General features: G+C 59.2%; 14 protein-coding genes. 5 read left to right on the forward strand and 9 right to left on the reverse strand.

Annotated elements, in window-relative coordinates:
* From gltB to AAAB35_RS01680, 3 genes are all read left to right on the forward strand, one after another.
* The coding region (gene gltB / locus AAAB35_RS01670) for a glutamate synthase large subunit (RefSeq protein ID WP_340666517.1) at window positions 1–3,990 on the forward strand (3,990 nt) is incomplete at its 5' end.
* 113 nt (window positions 3,991–4,103) lie between these two features.
* Window positions 4,104–5,558 (forward strand): glutamate synthase subunit beta, encoded by a 1,455-nt coding sequence (locus AAAB35_RS01675; protein ID WP_340666518.1) that lies wholly within the window; start codon window positions 4,104–4,106, stop codon window positions 5,556–5,558.
* Window positions 5,559–5,718: 160 nt separating this feature from the next.
* Entirely contained in the window at window positions 5,719–5,916 is a 198-nt protein-coding gene (locus tag AAAB35_RS01680; protein ID WP_340666519.1) for a hypothetical protein, read from the forward strand.
* Window positions 5,917–5,950: 34 nt separating this feature from the next.
* Here AAAB35_RS01680 and AAAB35_RS01685 read toward each other — a convergent pair whose 3' ends face one another.
* Window positions 5,951–7,078, reverse strand: a complete 1,128-nt coding sequence (locus AAAB35_RS01685) for a DUF459 domain-containing protein (protein ID WP_340666520.1) — start codon at window positions 7,076–7,078, stop codon at window positions 5,951–5,953.
* 124 nt (window positions 7,079–7,202) lie between these two features.
* Window positions 7,203–8,429 carry a lytic murein transglycosylase gene (locus AAAB35_RS01690; protein WP_340666521.1) on the reverse strand — a complete coding sequence of 409 codons (1,227 nt, stop codon included), beginning with the start codon at window positions 8,427–8,429 and terminating at the stop codon, window positions 7,203–7,205.
* Window positions 8,430–8,742: 313 nt separating this feature from the next.
* Between AAAB35_RS01690 and galU the strand changes: the two genes are divergently transcribed.
* A complete protein-coding gene (gene galU, locus AAAB35_RS01695) occupies window positions 8,743–9,642 on the forward strand; it encodes a UTP--glucose-1-phosphate uridylyltransferase GalU (RefSeq protein ID WP_340666529.1) in 900 nt (299 codons plus the stop codon).
* Between the two features lie 120 nt (window positions 9,643–9,762).
* On the opposite strand, the gene AAAB35_RS01700 is transcribed toward galU, so the two are convergent.
* Complete coding sequence (locus AAAB35_RS01700) at window positions 9,763–11,346, reverse strand: outer membrane beta-barrel protein (protein WP_340666522.1); 1,584 nt, start codon at window positions 11,344–11,346, stop codon at window positions 9,763–9,765.
* Between the two features lie 297 nt (window positions 11,347–11,643).
* On the opposite strand from AAAB35_RS01700, the gene AAAB35_RS01705 reads away from it, so the two are divergent.
* Window positions 11,644–12,639 carry a KpsF/GutQ family sugar-phosphate isomerase gene (locus tag AAAB35_RS01705; protein WP_340666523.1) on the forward strand — a complete coding sequence of 332 codons (996 nt, stop codon included), beginning with the start codon at window positions 11,644–11,646 and terminating at the stop codon, window positions 12,637–12,639.
* Here AAAB35_RS01705 and AAAB35_RS01710 read toward each other — a convergent pair.
* The 6 genes from AAAB35_RS01710 to AAAB35_RS01735 all read right to left on the reverse strand — a co-directional run.
* Window positions 12,636–13,094, reverse strand: a complete 459-nt coding sequence (locus tag AAAB35_RS01710) for an NfeD family protein (protein WP_340666524.1) — start codon at window positions 13,092–13,094, stop codon at window positions 12,636–12,638. The genes AAAB35_RS01705 and AAAB35_RS01710 overlap by 4 nt on opposite strands.
* Window positions 13,095–13,117: 23 nt before the next feature.
* Complete coding sequence (locus AAAB35_RS01715) at window positions 13,118–14,113, reverse strand: SPFH domain-containing protein (protein ID WP_340666530.1); 996 nt, start codon at window positions 14,111–14,113, stop codon at window positions 13,118–13,120.
* A gap of 119 nt (window positions 14,114–14,232) precedes the next feature.
* The gene (gene hemH / locus AAAB35_RS01720) at window positions 14,233–15,282 is read right to left on the reverse strand and encodes a ferrochelatase (protein ID WP_340666525.1); all 1,050 of its coding nucleotides are present in this window, start codon (window positions 15,280–15,282) and stop codon (window positions 14,233–14,235) included.
* A 115-nt stretch (window positions 15,283–15,397) separates the two neighbouring features.
* Entirely contained in the window at window positions 15,398–17,269 is a 1,872-nt protein-coding gene (locus tag AAAB35_RS01725; protein WP_340666526.1) for a 5'-nucleotidase C-terminal domain-containing protein, read from the reverse strand.
* Window positions 17,270–17,385: 116 nt separating this feature from the next.
* The gene (locus AAAB35_RS01730) at window positions 17,386–17,769 is read right to left on the reverse strand and encodes a hypothetical protein (RefSeq protein ID WP_340666527.1); all 384 of its coding nucleotides are present in this window, start codon (window positions 17,767–17,769) and stop codon (window positions 17,386–17,388) included.
* A 187-nt stretch (window positions 17,770–17,956) separates the two neighbouring features.
* On the reverse strand, window positions 17,957–18,834 hold an 878-nt coding region (locus AAAB35_RS01735), incomplete at its 5' end, for a saccharopine dehydrogenase C-terminal domain-containing protein (RefSeq protein WP_340666528.1).

Consider the following 18,834-nt stretch of genomic DNA (forward strand, 5'->3'; position numbering starts at 1 on the left):
GACCTGAAGCACCCGCGGTTTGAAAGCGCACTCGCTCTGGTTCACCAGCGGTTTTCGACGAACACCTTCCCCTCCTGGAAGCTGGCGCATCCCTATCGCATGGTTGCGCATAATGGCGAGATCAACACGTTGCGCGGCAACGTAAACTGGATGGCGGCACGCCAGGCATCGGTCGACAGCGAATATTTCGGCAACGACATTTCCAAGCTCTGGCCGATCTCCTACGAGGGCCAGTCGGATACGGCTTGTTTCGACAATGCCCTCGAGTTCCTTTTCCAGGGCGGTTATTCGCTCGCGCATTCGATGATGATGCTCATTCCCGAGGCATGGTCCGGCAACAAGCTGATGTCAGAAGAGCGCAAGGCGTTCTACGAGTATCATGCCGCGCTGATGGAGCCATGGGACGGACCGGCTGCGATCGCCTTTACCGATGGTCGCCAGATCGGCGCGACGCTCGACCGTAACGGCCTGCGTCCGGCCCGCTATATCGTCACTGACGACGATTTCGTCATCATGGCCTCGGAGGCCGGCGTCCTGCCGGTGCCGGAAGAAAAAATCGTCAAGAAGTGGCGTTTGCAGCCTGGCCGCATGCTGCTGATCGACATGGAAAAGGGGCGCATCATTTCGGACGAGGAGATCAAGTCCGAGATCGCCAGCCGCCACCCCTACAAGCAGTGGCTGAAGAACACGCAGCTTATTCTCGAAGAACTGAGCCCCGTGGAGCCGCGCGCGCTGCGCAAGGACGTGAGCCTTCTCGATCGCCAGCAGGCATTCGGCTATACACAGGAAGACACGCGCCTCTTGATGTCGCCGATGGCAACCACGGGACAGGAAGCAATTGGCTCCATGGGCACCGACACGCCGATTTCGGCAATGTCCGACAAGTCAAAGCTGCTCTACACCTATTTCAAGCAGAACTTCGCCCAGGTGACCAACCCGCCAATCGATCCGATCCGCGAGGAACTGGTGATGAGCCTTGTCTCGTTCATCGGTCCGCGGCCGAACATCTTCGATCTCGTCGGTTCCTCGCGCCGCAAGCGGCTCGAAGTGCGCCAGCCGATCCTGACCAATGGTGATCTCGAAAAGATCCGCTCCATCGGCCACACGGAAGACCGCTTCGACACGAAGACCCTCGACATCGCTTACAGCGTCGATGAGGGTGCTGCCGGCCTCGCTGGAGCCGTGGAGCGCCTGTGCGACCGCGCGGAAGCGGCCGTTCATGGTGGCTACAACATCATCATTCTGTCCGACCGCCAGGTTGGTCCTGACCGCATTCCGATTCCGGCGCTGTTGGCCACGGCCGCGGTTCATCATCATCTGATCCGCAAGGGCCTGCGCACGTCCGTCGGTCTAGTGGTGGAATCGGGCGAACCACGCGAAGTGCATCATTTCTGTTGCCTCGCCGGCTATGGCGCCGAAGCTATCAATCCGTATCTCGCCTTTGACACCTTGCTCGACATGCATAAGCGCGGCGAATTCCCGCCGGAGGTCGACGCCAAGGAAGTTGTTTCGCGCTACATGAAGTCGATCGGCAAGGGTATCCTCAAGGTCATGTCCAAGATGGGCATCTCGACCTACCAGTCCTATTGCGGTGCGCAGATCTTCGACGCAGTCGGGCTGAAGTCGGATTTTGTCGATCGCTTCTTCTTCGGCACGGCGACGACCATCGAGGGTGTCGGGCTTGACGAAGTGGCGGAAGAAACGATCCGCCGTCACCGCGACGCATTTGGCAATGACCCTGTTCTGTCGAGCACCCTGGACGTCGGCGGTGAATACGCCTACCGCATCCGCGGCGAGGCTCACCTCTGGTCGCCGGATGCCGTTGCGAAGCTCCAGCACGCCGTTCGGACGGACTCGGCAGGTACGTTCAAAGAATATTCCGACCTGGTGAACAGCCAGTCGGCGCGGGCGCAGACGATACGCGGCCTGTTCAAGATCAAGATCGCGAAAGATGCCGGCCGCAAGCCGGTTTCGATCGACGACGTGGAACCCGCGAAAGAAATCGTCAAGCGGTTCTCGACGGGCGCAATGTCGTTCGGCTCGATCAGCCGTGAGGCGCACACGACGCTTGCAATCGCGATGAACCGGATCGGCGGCAAGTCGAACACCGGCGAGGGTGGCGAGGAGCCAGACCGCTTCTACCCGTTGCCCGACGGCAAGCCGAACCCCGAACGTTCAGCAATCAAGCAGGTAGCGTCGGGCCGCTTCGGTGTGACGACGGAATATCTCGTCAACTCCGACATGATGCAGATCAAGGTCGCCCAGGGTGCCAAGCCTGGCGAAGGCGGGCAGTTGCCCGGTCACAAGGTCGATGCGACGGTCGCCAAGACGCGGCACTCGACACCAGGCGTCGGCCTCATTTCGCCGCCGCCGCACCACGACATCTACTCGATCGAAGATCTGGCGCAGTTGATTTACGACCTAAAGAACGTTAACCCCGAGGCGGACGTCTCGGTGAAGCTCGTCTCCGAGGTGGGTGTCGGAACGGTCGCGGCCGGTGTTGCCAAGGCACGCGCCGATCATATCACCATCGCCGGCTATGACGGCGGAACCGGTGCTTCGCCACTGACCTCGCTCAAGCATGCAGGCAGCCCCTGGGAAATGGGCCTTGCGGAAACACAGCAAACGCTCGTCCTCAACGGCCTGCGCTCGCGCGTCGCCCTGCAGGTCGACGGCGGCCTGCGCACCGGGCGCGACGTCATTGTCGGGGCATTGCTGGGAGCCGACGAGTTCGGCTTCTCGACCGCGCCGCTCATTGCAGCTGGCTGCATCATGATGCGCAAGTGCCATCTCAACACCTGCCCCGTCGGCGTCGCAACGCAGGACCCGGTCTTGCGCAAGCGCTTCAAGGGAACGCCCGAGCACGTCATCAACTTCTTCTTCTATTTGGCTGAAGAGGTCCGCCAGTTCCTGGCTGAGATGGGCTACACGAAGCTCGAAGAGATCGTCGGCAAGGCGGAACTCCTCGAAAAGCGTGAAGCGATCGAGCACTGGAAGGCCAAGGGTCTGGACTTTACCCGCATCTTCCATAAGCCCGAAGCGCCTGAGGAAAAAACGCGTTGGACCGAACGGCAGAACCATCCGATCCTCGATATACTCGACCGTAAGCTGATCGAGCAGGCAAAGACCGCGCTCGAAAGCAAGATTCCGGTCAGGATCGAGATGGACATCAAGAATGTCGACCGCTCGGCTGGTGCGATGCTTTCGGGCGAGGTTGCCAAGCGCTACCGGCACAAGGGCCTCAAGGAAGATACGATCTCGGTCAAGTTCCGCGGGACCGCCGGACAGTCCTTCGGTGCCTTCCTGGCGCGCGGGATTTCGTTCGACCTGATCGGCGACGGCAATGATTATGTCGGCAAAGGCCTTTGTGGGGGGCGCATCGTTATCCGCCCGCCGGAAAACACCAGGATCGTTCCCGAGAACTCGATCATCGTGGGTAATACCGTGCTTTACGGCGCCATCGAGGGTGAGGCCTATTTCCGCGGCGTTGCCGGCGAACGCTTCGCCGTCCGCAATTCGGGGGCGATCGCGGTCGTGGAGGGTACGGGTGACCACGGCTGCGAGTACATGACGGGCGGCGTCGTCGTCGTTATCGGTCAGACCGGGCGCAACTTCGCGGCGGGGATGTCGGGCGGCGTCGCCTATGTGCTCGATGAAGCGGGCGATTTTGCGCAGCGCTGCAATATGGCGATGGTCGAACTCGAACCGGTTCCGGAAGAGGACGACATTCTCGAAAAGTTGCACCATCACGGCGGTGATCTCATGCACAAAGGACGCGTCGATGTCTCGGCCAATATGACGAGACACGACGAGGAACGGCTTGTGCAGCTGATTTCGAACCACATGCACTATACGGGCTCGGCGCGGGCGAAGGAAATTCTCGATAATTGGGAAAGCTTCCGGCCGAAATTCGTAAAAGTCATGCCGGTCGAATACCGCCGCGCGCTCGAAGAGATGGAGCGCATGCGCATGGGTGTCGCAGCCGAATAAGGTCAACAAACTCCATGCTTCGAGCGTCTTAGAGATGCTCGGTATGGGGCAAATGCTGCCCGCATCCCTGCTGGGAGAGGGTAGTCCTCCGAGAGGCGAGGGAGAGAAGTTTTATGGGTAAGGTTACAGGTTTTCTCGAGATCGACCGGCAGGTTGCCAAGTATCAGCCTGCGTCGGATCGCATCCGGCATTTTCGGGAGTTCACAATCCCGATGTCGGACAGCGAAGTTAAGAAACAGGCCGCGCGCTGCATGGACTGCGGCATTCCATTCTGCCATGGACCAACGGGGTGTCCGATCCACAATCAGATACCTGACTGGAATGATCTCGTCTACAACGACAATTGGGATGAGGCGATCCGCAATCTGCACTCTACCAACAACTTCCCCGAGTTCACCGGCCGCATATGCCCCGCGCCCTGCGAGGAGGCGTGCACGCTCAACCTCGAGGACGTGCCGGTTTCGATCAAGACAGTGGAACAGGCGATTGCGGACAAAGCCTATGAAAAGGGCTTCATCATACCGCAGCCCGCGATCGCGAAGACCGGCAAGAACGTTGCCGTCATCGGCTCCGGCCCGGCGGGTCTCGCCGCGGCACAGCAGCTTGGCCGCGCCGGCCATGAGGTTCACGTCTATGAACGTGAAAGCCGTCCGGGCGGTCTCCTGCGCTACGGAATCCCCGACTTCAAGATGGAGAAGCATTTCATCGACCGGCGGGTTGCACAGATGGAAGGCGAGGGCGTGACGTTCTTCTGCGGCGTCAATGTCGGGGCGGATAAGCCCGTTCAGGAGCTGCTCGACACTTATGACGCGGTTCTCTATTGCGGCGGGGCTGAGACGCCTCGCCCGGCCGGTATTCCCGGCGGCGAATTCGAGGGCGTCCATGACGCGATGCATTACCTCGTCCAGCAGAACCGGCGCATCGGCCGCGAGAACATCGAGTCGGTCGCCTGGCGGAGCGATCCGGTCGTCGCTTCCGGCAAGCATGTGGTCGTGGTCGGTGGCGGCGATACGGCGTCCGACTGTGTCGGAACGGCGTTCCGCCAGGGCGCCGTCAAGGTCACGCAGCTCGATATCCGCCCGCAGCCGCCGGAAAAGGAGGACAAACTCAGCGTATGGCCCTACTGGGCGACCAAGATGCGTACGTCCTCATCCCAGGCCGAGGGCGCGGATCGCGAGTTCCAGGTGGCGACGCTCGAGTTCATCGGCGAGAACGGCACCTTGACCCACGTGAAGTGCTGCGAAGTCGATGAGGCGCGCAAGCCGATTGCCGGGACGGAGTTCTTCATCAAGGCGGATCTTGCCTTCATCGCCATCGGTTTCTCCGGTCCGTTCGAGAACAACATCATCAAGGAACTCTCAGGTTCACTCGATATGCGTGCTGACCGGCGCGGCAACCGTTCCGTGTCGGCTGATGACAAGAACTATCGCACCAGCGTAGACAAGCTCTACGTAGCCGGCGACGTCCGCCGTGGCCAGTCGCTGGTCGTTTGGGCTATCCGGGAGGGGCGCCAAGCGGCCCATGCCATTGATGCGGCCATGATGGGAACATCTGTCCTGCCACGTTGACGTTTTAACCGGCACGTCGTAAATCGCGTGCCGGTTGCATTCCGGTTCCAGAACTGCTCTATCCGCAGAACGAACCCCAAGGGCAATCATTAGACTTTTGACTAATTGATTTCGGTCCACCGACCGTTCATAGATCAATTTTCGTGGAGTATTGAGACGAATGTATTTGAAAGTTTTGCTTCTTGCTGCGCTGCTCGGGCTCGCCGCATGCAACGACGCAACGGAGATGGCAGTTCCAGGGGATGCGTCCTCGAGTGAATCGGTCGCCAGTGATGCAACCAATCAGCCTGTTCCGGTCCCGGTCATCTATGTGCCGGTCAGGGCGCCATCCGAGTCCAGCACGAGAACCCCTTCCTAGGAATGCAATCGACGGTCGTCCGTTAGGACAAGCCTCACTGCTTGGGCCATGAGAAGTCATTGACCCGCCCTGGCTGCCCCTCGGGTGCGATACCGTCAATGACGAGGCGGTCGCGCGCCGATTTGTCGCCGCCGGCCGCCGGCCGAGGAGCAGCACCGAGGAGATCGGTACCGCCATCGAGTTCGGGATCGCTGAGGCTGACGGGTGCGAGGCGGTCGATCTTGGCTGGAGCCCCCGACGCGCCAGGAAGCGCCTGTACCGGCGCACCCGGCTTGATTGCGGCAATATCCGGCGACGTTGCATTGCCGAGCATCTGCCGCAGCGGTTTCTCTACGTAGAAGGCGAGCTTGCGCTTACCGGCAGCGGTCATGCCAATGCCGTCATTGTTGCGCAGCCGAGCCGTCTGGCCGGAAATGTCGAAACCCGACAGGGTAAAGTTGCCGCTCTGGTCGACAAAACCATCCCATACATCGACAAATTTGCCGTCCGCCTTTTCCGCAGCATTGCGATAGAGCTCGTTGAAGGCGAGCAGGTCATTCGTCATGCTCTTCGATTTGAAGGCAGGCTGACCCACCCACACAACGGGTTGGCCAGTCTTCTTGACCGCATCGAGAAAGGCGGTCATCCGTGCCTGGTATTCCTTGGTCCAGTCGTCGCTGAGCAACGCGTTGCCGTCGGAGAATTGCTGGCGGTCATTGGCGCCGATCATGATGACGACGACGGCTGGCTTTTCCTTCTCGATCATTTCTCCGATGGATTCCGGCCAGTCGCGGTGATCGCTGCGTACGAAACCAGAAGACCCGTCCGCTTTGTCGACAACCCGCACGCCCGGCGCATCGACGAACGCTGTTTCGAGCCCTTCGGCGAGGCTGCCTGCCATGAAATCACCGACGACAAGCACCGGCTTCGCGTCCGGCAGTTTCGCCTGGATCAATGGCTGGCCGTCTGGGACCGGCGATGTCCGGACGGTATCCGGCCGCGGGCGTGACCGTTTGACTGGCCGGTTTTTGCTCGGCGGACGGGCACGTCTGCCATCATCGATGAGCCGATCCGTGTTTTCGCGGTAGATGCGTGGTCCGAACAGCATATCGAGCAGCGTGCGGGCGGTTGCATGTTCGACAAAGATGAATGTACCGACAAGCGTGGCAGTGATTGCGAGCAAGGTGGAGGACCGAGGGCGAACTGCGCTCGCATACCTCCCTTCGTCCGGTTGGGCGGAGGGCGGTAAAGACATTCCCCCGGAAACGAAATCACTCCTGCCGGCCCGTTTCATTTGCTTCACTTAGCTATTTCTTCCGTATGACGGTCAGCACTTCCTTGCTTGGATGACCATCCGGATCAAGTCCCATCTGCTTCTGGAACGCCTGGATCGCATCCCTTGAGCTCGAACCGATCTTTCCGTCGACCTTTCCATCATAATAGCCGAGTTCGCGCAGATGGCTCTGCAATTCTTCGCGCTCTTTCATTGTGATCGGCGTGAAGGGGCGATTCCAGTCCTGACGCAGGCCGGATGCGCCGCTGATCTGATCGGCCAGCAAACCCACGCCAAGCGCATACTTGTCGGCGTTGTTGTAGTTTTTCAACACGAAGAAGTTGCGCGTCATCAGGAACGCCGGACCTGCGCGGCCGTCCGGCACTTTCAGCGTGGCTTTCTCGCTGCCGCGCGGGAAGGGCTTGCCGTTAGCGCGTACCACACCAAGCTGCTGCCATTCGGCAATAGTGTGCGACCCGCCCGGCAATTTGCGACCGGCCGGCAATGCGACTTCGTAGCCCCACGTCCGGCCGCTCTCCCATCCATTCTTGCGCAAGAGGTTGGCAGCAGTCGCCAGAGCATCGGGTACCGAGTTCCAAATATCGCGTTTGCCGTTGCCGTCCATGTCAACAGCATACGCGAGATAGCTCGTCGGGATGAACTGGGTGTGGCCCAGCGCTCCGGCCCACGATCCGGTCAAGTGACTGCGGTCGATATCGCCCGTCTGTAGAATTTTCATCGCGGCGATAAGTTGCGTGCGCGCATATTTTGTCCGACGTGGATCGGCATAGGCGAGCGTGGCAAGCGAGCGCACGGCGTCGCGCATCACGTCGTCGCGTTTCATGATCTCGCCAAAATTGGTTTCCATCGACCAGATGGCCAATAGGATGTTGCGGTCGACGCCGTAGGACTTTTCGATAGCGCCGAGCCAGCGGCTATATTTGCGGGACATCTCCCGGCCGGTGGCGACCGATTGCTCATTCACACGGTTGTCGAGATATCCCCACACGGGTTCGGTGAACTCCGGCTGGAACTTTGCCTTCTGCAAAACTTCCGGATCAATTTCCGTCACACCGGCAAAGGCGCGCTGGTAAGTAGCGGCGGAAATGCCGCTGTTCAACGCGGTTGCGCGAAAATCCTGTATCCAGCTTTGGAACTTCGCGTCGGCTGCCGCGCCATTGGCGGTTGCTGCAAATCCAAGGCATGCAACCGCCGCCGCGATCAATACGCGCCGTGCGAACCCCGTTGAACTCACCATCATGTTTTCTCCTCGAACTGTGTTTCCACATTTTTGGGTCAAACGATAAAATAGGCATGTCAAAGTTAGGAATTGGTTTACCATGCACCGGCAAACACACGCCGCCGTGGCTACATTAACAACGGCAACGAATATTTATTTTACAGCGTTATGTATTTTGGGTCTTTGAGACCGAATTGTCTAGCGCATAAACCCAGAGCCGGCGGCGGTTTTATACAAGTTTATGCGTAAATTTGAAATGTTACTGTTCGCTTGCATCTCCGGCGGAATGCATCGTCAGTACAAAGAGTTTGCGTGCAACACTGACGAGGTGATGATGACGACGAGAAAGCAAATCCGTAAGGCCGTCTTTCCAGTTGCGGGGTTTGGGACCCGCGTGCTTCCCGCGACCAAATCCATACCGAAGGAAATGCTGACCGTCGTCGACAAGCCCGTCATCCAATACGTGGTGGACGAGGCGCGCGAGGCCGGGATCGAGCATTTCATCTTTGTGACGGGACGCAACAAGGCGGTCATCGAGGATTATTTCGACGCCCAGTACGAGCTCTACGCAACGCTCGCAGAGCGAGGCAAGACCAGTCTTCTCGATGAACTGCAGAGCATTCAGCCGGGGCCGGGCACCACCAGCTTCACCCGCCAGCAGGTACCCATGGGTCTTGGCCATGCAGTCTGGTGCGCTCGGGATATCGTCGGCGATGAACCCTTTGCGCTGCTCCTGCCTGACATGATCATGCAGCCGGAAACAACGGGATGCATGGCCGACATGGTCGAACTCTACAACCAGTCAGGCGGCAATGTCATTGCCGTGCAGGAATGCGATCCGGCCGAAACCCATAAGTATGGCATCGTCGGCCAAGGCAGGCCGGTCGGCAAGGGTTTCGAATTGACCGAGATGGTCGAGAAGCCCGCCAAGGGTACTGCGCCCTCCAATCTCTACATCAATGGAAGGTACATTCTGCAACCGGAAATCTTCGACATTCTCGAGCATCAGGAGCGCGGCGCCGGCAACGAAATCCAGCTGACGGACGCAATGCTGAAACTGACGAAGCAGCAGGACTTTTTCGGCTACCACTTCAAGGGACGGACCTACGATACCGGTTCGAAGGAAGGCTTCGTCGAAGCCAATGTCGCCTTCGCCTTGTGGCGCAACGATATCCGCAATGGGGTCATTGATAATATCGGGAACATGCTGAGGACCATCCAGCCAAAGGATTGAACGGGGCTTTCCCGTGTGGGCACCATCCCGCCGGCCTCCGACCTCTCCACCGTTATCTTCGGGTCAAGCCCGCGGATAACGGCAGAAAGCGCGTAGCCGAACGACAGCGCCCCGCCTGACCTACCGTTGCAGCGTCAAACCGACGAACATGCTGGTCTCGTTCGTCCGCCTCGTTTCGACTTCGCTGCGCGTCAATTCATGGCGGGCACTGACATCAAGCCCGAAGAAGCGGTTGAACCAATAAGTGGCCCCGATTTCTGCGCCAAAACCCTTGTCCCAGCCCGTGCCGTCCTTGTTGTCGCGAAGTGAAGCGAAAAGGTTGGCCTTGAGGTCGAGATTGGCGCGGGCCTGCCGTTTTATGCCCATCGTCCCCTCATAGAACACAGAGCCACTGTCGCCGGGCGCTGTCGCTCCTTCGATGCGGGTGAGGATGCCGATGTCGACGTCCGTGCCACGTTGCGGCGACCATTTGATCGCACCATCGACGCTCAGCCCATCGACGGCATTGAGGCGGTCGTCCTCGATATCCTGGCGCAGGTAACCGAGAGCCAGTTCTCCGCTAAGCTTCTCGCGGATATCGAGTTCGACGCCGCCGCGCACTCCAGTGCGCATACCTGAACGGCGAAAGCCGTTGTCGTCGACCGCCTCGTCATACATCAGCTTGCCGATTTCGACCTCGGCAAATGGTTTGATTGCCGGCGACATTTCAAAGCCGCCGCGCAGCGCGACACTCGCGAATGTATTGTTTCGGTCCTTCTGGCTTATCGTGCTGCCATCGGAAAACTCGGCGTCGCCGTAAGTCGTGTGATTGACATTGCCGCGGACGTCGGCGAAGAACTTGCCGAACTCGTGGCGGACACCGAGGTTCGCGTCGAGGTCCTGAACCGCCGGGCGGTTCGAGGTACCGACAATCGTCGTGGGTGCGCTCGGATCCTCCTGCCGGTAGAGGTAGCCCGCTTCGCCTTTCACCGTCGTACGCTCACCGAGGTCGAGCTGAAATCCGCTACGCAGGGCAATATTCGGCGCCGAATAGTCCTCACCGGAGATGGACTTGTCGTAGAGGCCATCGAAATCGAGCCAGGCAGAATGACGCGACCAGTCGGTCGTGGCGCGTGCGCGTAGGCGTGTCTCAGACAGAAGCGCGCCCGATCCATCGGAACTGCCGTCCGCATTGGTCGTGGCGCGAAGGCCAGTGCTGATCGATGGCCTGAGCGTAACAGTGCCCGCCCGTATACCAAGTGGGGCAAAGGGTTCGGGATCCGGACGGATCGCGCGCCGTTGGATGGCAGGTTCGGGCAGATTGTCACGCTCCGTCGCTCCGGCGGGCGGATTTGCTTCCCTGTTTTGCTCTATGGCCGGATTGGGGATCGAACTTACGGCCTCCTCGTCAACCGCCGCGCGAATACGCCTCGAACCCACCGTGCGTGCTGCTCGTACGGCAGGCAACGGCGCAAGTTGGTCAGATTGGGCAGGCGATCGTGCGCCAAGATTGTTGCTGTCATCGGCAGGACCGGAGGGCAGCAAATCGCTATCAGGCGGAATTCCGCGCAGACCAGGGATTGTGCTGTCAGCATCGGGCGGTAGGGCTCCGGGGCTTAGGGGCTCATAGGGTTTGGAAGAAATGCCGTCATCACCCGGCGGATTGGTGTTCTGGCTGAGAATGCGCCGGCTATTGCTCTGTGCTTGAAGTACATTTTCCGCCACGGGTCCCCGTAGGGGCGCCGGTTGTTGGGCTATCGCCGGGGTGGCAAGCACACTCGTGCCAAGCAGCACTGCCAGGAGACAGATGCTGCTGGCAGGTCTGAAGCTCCCGCCAGGCGGGGCTTCCAAACGTGGGTGCCGAGGATGCATATGCAGGTTTGCCAAAGAGTTCGAACGTTGAAGGATGGTAAAGAGGCATGGTTAATGACCTGCTAATTGCCGGTGGATGCGACGACTTTCCCGGGATCGAGTTGAACAAAAATTGGACAGCCGAAGTGCAAAGCGCTAACGGTTCTCGCCATGCAGGCAATCAATCACACCGATCTCGACAAATCCGCTGCGGTCGAATCCGCCAAACGGACCATTTCCACCGAAACCGACGGGCTCGCTGCGCTCAGCCGCGCACTCGAGGGTCGCCTCGCTGAACCCTTCTGCCGGGCCATCGAAAAAATCGCCTCGATCCGCGGCCGCATCATCGTGACCGGCGTCGGCAAGAGCGGTCATATCGGTTCCAAGATTGCCGCGACCTTCGCTTCGACCGGCACGCCAGCATTCTTTGTTCATCCCTCCGAGGCCAATCATGGCGACCTCGGCATGATTGCCGTCGATGATGCAATCGTTGCCATATCTTGGTCGGGGGAGACGGCAGAACTTAAAGGGATCGTCAGTTATGCAACGCGCTTCCGCATCCCGCTGATTGCGCTGACCGCGGGCGAGAGTTCAGCTCTGGCGAACGCTGCCGATGTGGTACTGCTGCTTCCCCGTGTGACCGAGGCATGTCCTCACGGCCTTGCACCAACGACGTCGACGCTGATGCAACTGGCGATGGGGGATGCGCTCGCCATCGCTTTGCTGGAAGCACGGGGTTTCACGGCCGGTGATTTCAAGACCTTCCATCCCGGCGGATCGCTGGGCGCCAGTCTCACGCACGTGCGCGAGATCATGCACAGCGGCGATCAGATACCGCTCGTTCCGCTCGGGACGTCCATCCCGGATGCGATGAAGGTTTTTGCCGAAAAGCGCTTCGGCTGTATCGCCGTGCAAAATGAAGAAGGAACGCTCGCCGGCATTATTACAGACGGCGATCTTTCGCGTAATCTGCATCGCAATCTCATCGCAATGAACGTCGAAGACATCATGACGCGCAACCCGAAGACAGTGCCGCCGACTATGCTGGCAAGCGCCGCGCTCGCTCTTCTCAACCAGCACAATATTGGCGCGCTGATCGTCACCGATAAGAACTATCCGGTCGGAATCGTGCATTTCCACGACTTGTTGCGCATCGGCGCAGCCTAGGCCGCTTCAACAATCAGCGTTCCATGATCGACACCGGTAATGCGCACGCGCGTGCCGGCAGCAAGATCCGGCCCGGTGACACGCCATAGACTGTCGCCGACGCGGGCGCGGCCGCGACCGTTGACCGTTGCTTCTTCCAGCGTCACGACAAGGCCGACCAACTGTTCGGCTCGCCGGTTGAGCAAGGGCTCATCGGACACAGTGTCGGTTGCGCCGACCAGCTTGCGGCCAATGAAAACAGCGATCACGGAAAGTACCAGGAAGACAATGACCTGGATTTGCCAGGTGAGCCCCAGCGCGTCGCCGAAGAGTATCGCCAGCCCACCGACGACAATCGCGGCTATGCCGAACCACAGGAAAAAGATACCTGGTGCAGCAACCTCGAATATCATGAGGACGAGACCGAGCACCACCCAGTTCCAGGGCCCAAGTTCGGTGAAGAGGCGCTCAAGCATGGATGGTGCTCCTTCGCCGGACGTCAGGCGCTCGTGCCGCCGGTACCGGGCACCGTTCGACCGCGCATCGTCGGCGTCGAAGGTGATGGCGCGGTCGGTTGCACGCCTTCCCCGAAGACATCGCGAGCGAGTGCGCCGATACCGCCGAGCGTACTGACGAGCGAAGATGCCTCCATCGGCATGAAGATGATCTTCTGGTTGGGGCTCGACGCAAACTTGCCGAAGGCTTCGGTATATTTCTGGGCGACAAAGTAGTTCAGCGCCTGGACATTCCCGCCGGCGATGGCCGCGGAAACGATTTCCGTCGCCTTTGCCTCGGCTTCGGCCAGCCGTTCGCGTGCTTCGGCCTCGCGGAAGGCAGCCTCGCGCCGGCCTTCAGCCTCGAGGATCTGCGACTGCTTCAGGCCCTCGGCCCGCAGGATTTGCGCCGCACGAGTGCCCTCGGCTTCAAGGACCACCGCGCGCTTGTCGCGCTCGGCCTTCATCTGGCGCGCCATCGAATCGAGCAGATCCTTGGGCGGATTGATGTCCTTGATCTCGACACGCGTCATCTTGATGCCCCAGGAATGCGCCGCCTCATCGACTACGCGCAATAGGCGATCGTTGATCGCATCGCGGTTCGAGAGAAGTTCGTCGAGAACCATCGAGCCCATGACGGTGCGAATATTGGTCATGGTGAGATTGAGAATGGCGTTCTGCAGCCCGCTTACCTGGTAGGCTGCCTGTGGCGCATTGAGGATCTGATAGAAGGCAATGCCGTCCACGGCAATATTGGCATTGTCCTTGGTGATGACTTCCTGGGTCGGAACGTCCAGTACCTGCTCCATCATGTTGAGCTTGGCACCGATGCGATCGAAGAAAGGTACGATCAGATTGAGGCCCGGCGCAAGCGTACGTGTATATCTGCCGAAGCGCTCGATCGTGTAGTTGTAGCCTTGCGGCACCGTCTTGACGCCGGCAAAAAGAACCACGAGCACCAGGATGGCGAGAACCGGTATGGTGAAGTCGAAACCGCTCAACGGCATGCTGCCCTCCCTTGCCGACAACTGCTCAAGCAGCGTTGCAAAACGTTACCGCCCGTGAGCGGGCGAGGGCAAGATAGACTAAAGCATCGATTCGAGCGAGCCCGGGAAAACGTCTAAATCCAGCCTTGCAATTCCCTGCGCACCAAGGTCTCGATCACCTTCATGCCCTCTTCGGAATCGTTGAGGCAAGGAACGTGTGTGAAGTTCACGCCTCCATTGTGACGAAAGATTTCCGCCCCTTCGCCGGCAATTTCCTCGAGCGTCTCCAGGCAATCGGCGACAAAACCCGGATTGAAAACCGCGACGGATTTTACCCCGTCCTTGGCGAGTTGTTCCAGTGTCTTGTCCGTGTAGGGCTGCATCCACTCCTCAGGACCAAAGCGCGACTGGAAGGTGGTTATGAGCTTGTCCTCGCGCCAGCCGAGCCGCTCGCGCAGTAGCCGCGTCGTTTTCCAGCAGTGACAGGGATAGGGATCGCCGCGTTTGAAATAACTTTGCGGGATTCCGTGGTAGGACGCGATGAGCAACTCGGGTTCAAAACCGAGCGAGGCATAGTGCTTTTCGATCGATGTCGCCAAAGCGTCGATATAGACGGCCTCGTCCTGATAGGAAGGCACGGTTCGGGTCGCTGGCATGAAGCGCATCTTGATCAGCGCCTCGAAGAACTTGTCATTGACGGTTGCTGTCGTTGTTGCCGAATACTGCGGGTAGAGCGGAAACATGACGATGCGCTTGCAGCCCTGGCGGTCGAGCCTTTGCAACGCTTCCTCGATCGATGGCTGGCCGTAGCGCATGCCCCAATCGACGATGACATTTGGATAGACAGTGAGTGCGGCACCGAGCTTATCGCTTTGGGAACGCGTGTAGGTGCGCAAAGGGGACTCGTTGCGTTCGTGGTTCCAGATCTTGTCATAAAGAGCGCCAGATTTCTTTGGGCGCGTGTTGAGTACGATGCCGTGAAGCACCGGCAACCAGATGCCACGAGGCCATTCGATCACACGCTTGTCGGACAGGAACTCGGCGAGGTAGCGCCGCATCGACGCCTTGTCGGTGCCGTCAGGGGTCCCGAGATTGACGAGAAGAACGCCGACTTTCGACGTTTGGATTGCCGGATGATCATCCGGCTTTCGTATAGCCGTTTGGGCCTCGTCTGAAATTGCCATGTCTTTAACTCCACGCTTGCGCCGTGGAACTTAGAGCGGGCAGGCTTTATTGCAAGCGTGCGAAAGGCCGCATGTTGAGCAAGCAACTCAACAATTGGCGGGCACCGGCACGCAGCTACATGCCGGGAACCTTCATTTGCGCGCCGATAGGCAGTTTCATGGCCTTCATCTCTGGATTGGCGGTCGCCAGCCTCTTCCACTCGATGCCCTTGCCATAAATCTCTTCAGCAATGTCCCAGAAATTGTCGCCACGCTTTATCGTGTAGGTATCCTGGTGGTGATTGGCGGCGCTTTGGGTTGCTGGTTTCGCAGCCTCCGCCTTTTGCGCTTCGGAAGAAGCGGGCTCTGCTGGCTTTGGCTCGGCCATTGACGAGCCTGCGGCAATCGTAATGCGCCCATCCGTATAGGGCTTGTAGGGGACGTGCTGGCCGAGATAGTCAGCGAGAACGAGTTCCAGCCCCGGACCGTAGTCGTAGGCATTTACAGCATTGGTGGAAAATATCTTGTAGCCGTCGCCGCCGGCACGCATGTAGTTGTTTGATACGACGCCGTAGGTGGCGCCGGGGTCCAGGGGTCGCCAGCTATCGCCCTGCATCACCTGAACATCGGAAACTCGGCTGCCGACAGGCTTCGATACGTCGAACGTGTATTTGAGGCCAGCAACCTGCGGGAACCGTCCCGCACCCTGGTCAATCTGGCTGACGCCATTCTCGAGCGCGGCAATGATGTCCGATCCGCGCAACTGGAAAGTTGCCAGCGTGTTCTGAAATGGGAGAACGGTCAGCACCTCGCCCATAGTGACGTCCCCTGCATCGATTGATGCGCGCAGACCGCCGCCGTTGATGATGGCGATCGTTACGCCCTGGCCCTTGACTCGCTCGAGCATGGCGTCGGCGACGAGATCACCCATGCTGCACTCACGAGCACGGCAAACTTCTCTTGCCGCTTCGATTACGCCGGCCGATTCGCCAACCTTGCGCGACTTCAATTCCTCGATGGGCTGAGCCAGTTCCTTGATGCGGGCGACAAAGGCCGGATCAGGGGTGACGGGAGAATCGAGCAGGATTGGCGCGCCTGCGCTGCTGATGACATTGCCTTCGTCATCGAAGGTCACCTTAAGCTCGCCGAGGTATTTGGAGTAAGACTTCGCCTGGACGATCGGCACATCCTTGCCGGACGGGTTCTTGACAAGCGTCGGATAGGGGCCAAGCGCCTCGGGGTCGGTATTCGACAGGAGCGTGTGGCTATGGCCGCCGACAATGACGTCGATGCCGTCGACGTCAGCAGCGAGTTCCTTGTCCTTGAGATAGCCGTAGTGGTTGAGGGCGATGATCTTGTTGACGCCTTCGCCCTTCAATGTGTCGACGAGCTTTTTCAGCGTCTCGACTTCATTGGCAAATTTAACGCTGGGGCCGGGGCTGGATATTTCAGCCGTATCGGTCGTCAGAGCCGAGATGATCCCGATCTTCTGCCCGCCGATCTCCTTGATCAGATAGGGTTTGAACTTACCGGCAATCGGCGAATCCGGGCCGGCCTCGGTATTGCTCGAAATCACCGGGAATTTCACCTTGTCGAGGAATTTCCCCAGTGTGACTGGCGTGTCGTCAAATTCGTGGTTGCCGAGGGCCATCGCGTCAAAGCCCATCTGGTTCATGAATTCGGCAGTGTCGTCGCCCTTGTAGGTCGTATAGAACAGCGATCCCTGGAATTCATCGCCGGCATCGAGGACAATGACATTGCCGCCATCCTTAGAGAGGTCTGCGCGGCGCTCGTCGATCTTGGCCTTGACGCGTGCGATGCCGCCGAAGCACTCATTCTTGCCTTCTTCTTCCGCCGAACAGGTGGAATCGTACTTGTTGATCGGTTCGATGCGCGAATGCAGGTCGTTGATATGCAGAATGTTGAGCGTGTAATCGGCCATCGCGGCGCCGGCGGACAAGCCAAGCGCCGAAGTGGCGATAAGGACTCGGGCGAGAATTCCGGACATGATCTGCTCCCGGTTCATAAGCTCCACGTCATCACACGGAGTACCTGTTGACGGGCAATGGTTTCATTCCTTCGGGCATCGTTCAATCGAGCAATTGGTCGAATGCCTCGGCGCTCTTAACCCACCTGCGGGCCACGCCGGGTCAGCGAGAATTGCTGGCCAGTGGAAGATGTGCAATTCAGCTGGCTGGCGCTGACCAGCGCGCAATTCACCTTGGACTGCGTGCCACGCGCGAGTGAGCGCAAGTTGATCTCGATCAGATTCGCCGAGGCGAAGCGATAATTGCCTTCGGCGAGTTTTTCCTTGGTATCATTTGCGCGGGTCTCAAACACGCCGCCATTGAAATTCGAGAAGGCGACGCCCGAAGTGTCGAACCATTGGCCCTGAACGGCATCCGTCGGCTTTGCAACCTGAACTGATCCGCCATCCTGAGTCGAGCTCATGCAGCCGGCAAGGGAAAGGGTAAGCGCAACGGCGACGGGCAGCGAAAAACGTCTCATCCAATATTCTCCCATGGTTCTGACCATCTAGATGCCGCGAAAATCAAGCAGAAACAAGACCTAAGTTTAATTGCAGATTTGAACTGTTGTATGCGGTCACAAGGGGGATCCTCGGGTCAGGCCCGAGGATGACGGGAGAAGTGGAGTACCAAAACGAAACGGCAGCCCGAGGCTGCCGTTCTTGTCATCAGCGAACCAGAATGTTGCGGAACTGCCAGGGATCGTCCATGTCAAGATTCTCCTTGAACAGTCCTGGGCGGTTGGTGAGCGGCGTCCAGTCCGTATAGTGGCCCTTGAGAGGTCCAAGATAGGGCTTCTGCACTTCGAGGCAGCGGCGGAAGTCCATCTCGTCGGCCTCAACGATGCCGACGTCCGGATTCTCCAGGGCCCAGACCATGCCGGCCATGACCGCCGAAGAGACCTGAAGTCCAGTCGCGTTCTGGTAGGGGGCAAGCTTGCGGGCTTCCTCGATGGTCAATTGCGAACCGTACCAGTAGGCGTTCTTTTCATGTCCATAGAGCAATACGCCGAGTTCGTCGGCGCCATCGACGATCTCCGACTCATCCAGCACATGCTGGATTGGCTGCGGCTGGCCGGCGGCGCCGAACATCTCGTCGAGTGAAAGCGTCGCAACGTTCGCCGGATGGTAGGCGTAGTGGCACGTCGGACGGTAGCTGACCTTGCGCTTTTTGTCGTAGACCGTGAAGAAGTCTGCGATCGAGATTGACTCGTTGTGGGTGACGAGAAGACCAAACTGGGCGCCTTCTGTCGGGCACCAAGTGCGGATTCGCGTATCTGCGCCAGGCTGCTCGAGGAAGATCGCGGCCTTGTTGCCCTTCTTCTGCTTGCGCGCGTTCTTCGGCATCCACTTTTCGTGGGTGCCCCAGCCAAGCTCGGCCGGCTGCAAGCCTTCGGAAATAAAGCCTTCGACCGACCAGGTGTTCCAGAAGGCGCCAAATGGCTTGGGCTCACCAGCCCTCTGTGTGTCGCGCTCGGCGATATGGATACCTTTAACGCCGACCTTGCTCATCAGCCGCGCCCACGCCCGGCGATCATCTCGTGACG

It is taken from the genome of Phyllobacterium sp. (genome assembly GCF_037994425.1).
Taxonomy (GTDB): Bacteria; Pseudomonadota; Alphaproteobacteria; order Rhizobiales; family Rhizobiaceae; genus Phyllobacterium.

Bases quoted from the DNA above. Each gene is read 5' to 3' on its own strand.
- AAAB35_RS01710 (WP_340666524.1), bottom strand. From the start codon at position 13,094: ATGCTTGAGCGCCTCTTCACCGAACTTGGGCCCTGGAACTGGGTGGTG.
- AAAB35_RS01730 (WP_340666527.1), bottom strand. From the start codon at position 17,769: ATGAGACGTTTTTCGCTGCCCGTCGCCGTTGCGCTTACCCTTTCCCTT.
- AAAB35_RS01725 (WP_340666526.1), bottom strand. From the start codon at position 17,269: ATGTCCGGAATTCTCGCCCGAGTCCTTATCGCCACTTCGGCGCTTGGC.
- hemH (WP_340666525.1), bottom strand. From the start codon at position 15,282: ATGGCAATTTCAGACGAGGCCCAAACGGCTATACGAAAGCCGGATGAT.
- AAAB35_RS01705 (WP_340666523.1), top strand. From the start codon at position 11,644: ATGCAGGCAATCAATCACACCGATCTCGACAAATCCGCTGCGGTCGAA.
- galU (WP_340666529.1), top strand. From the start codon at position 8,743: ATGACGACGAGAAAGCAAATCCGTAAGGCCGTCTTTCCAGTTGCGGGG.
- AAAB35_RS01690 (WP_340666521.1), bottom strand. From the start codon at position 8,429: ATGATGGTGAGTTCAACGGGGTTCGCACGGCGCGTATTGATCGCGGCG.
- AAAB35_RS01675 (WP_340666518.1), top strand. From the start codon at position 4,104: ATGGGTAAGGTTACAGGTTTTCTCGAGATCGACCGGCAGGTTGCCAAG.
- AAAB35_RS01680 (WP_340666519.1), top strand. From the start codon at position 5,719: ATGTATTTGAAAGTTTTGCTTCTTGCTGCGCTGCTCGGGCTCGCCGCA.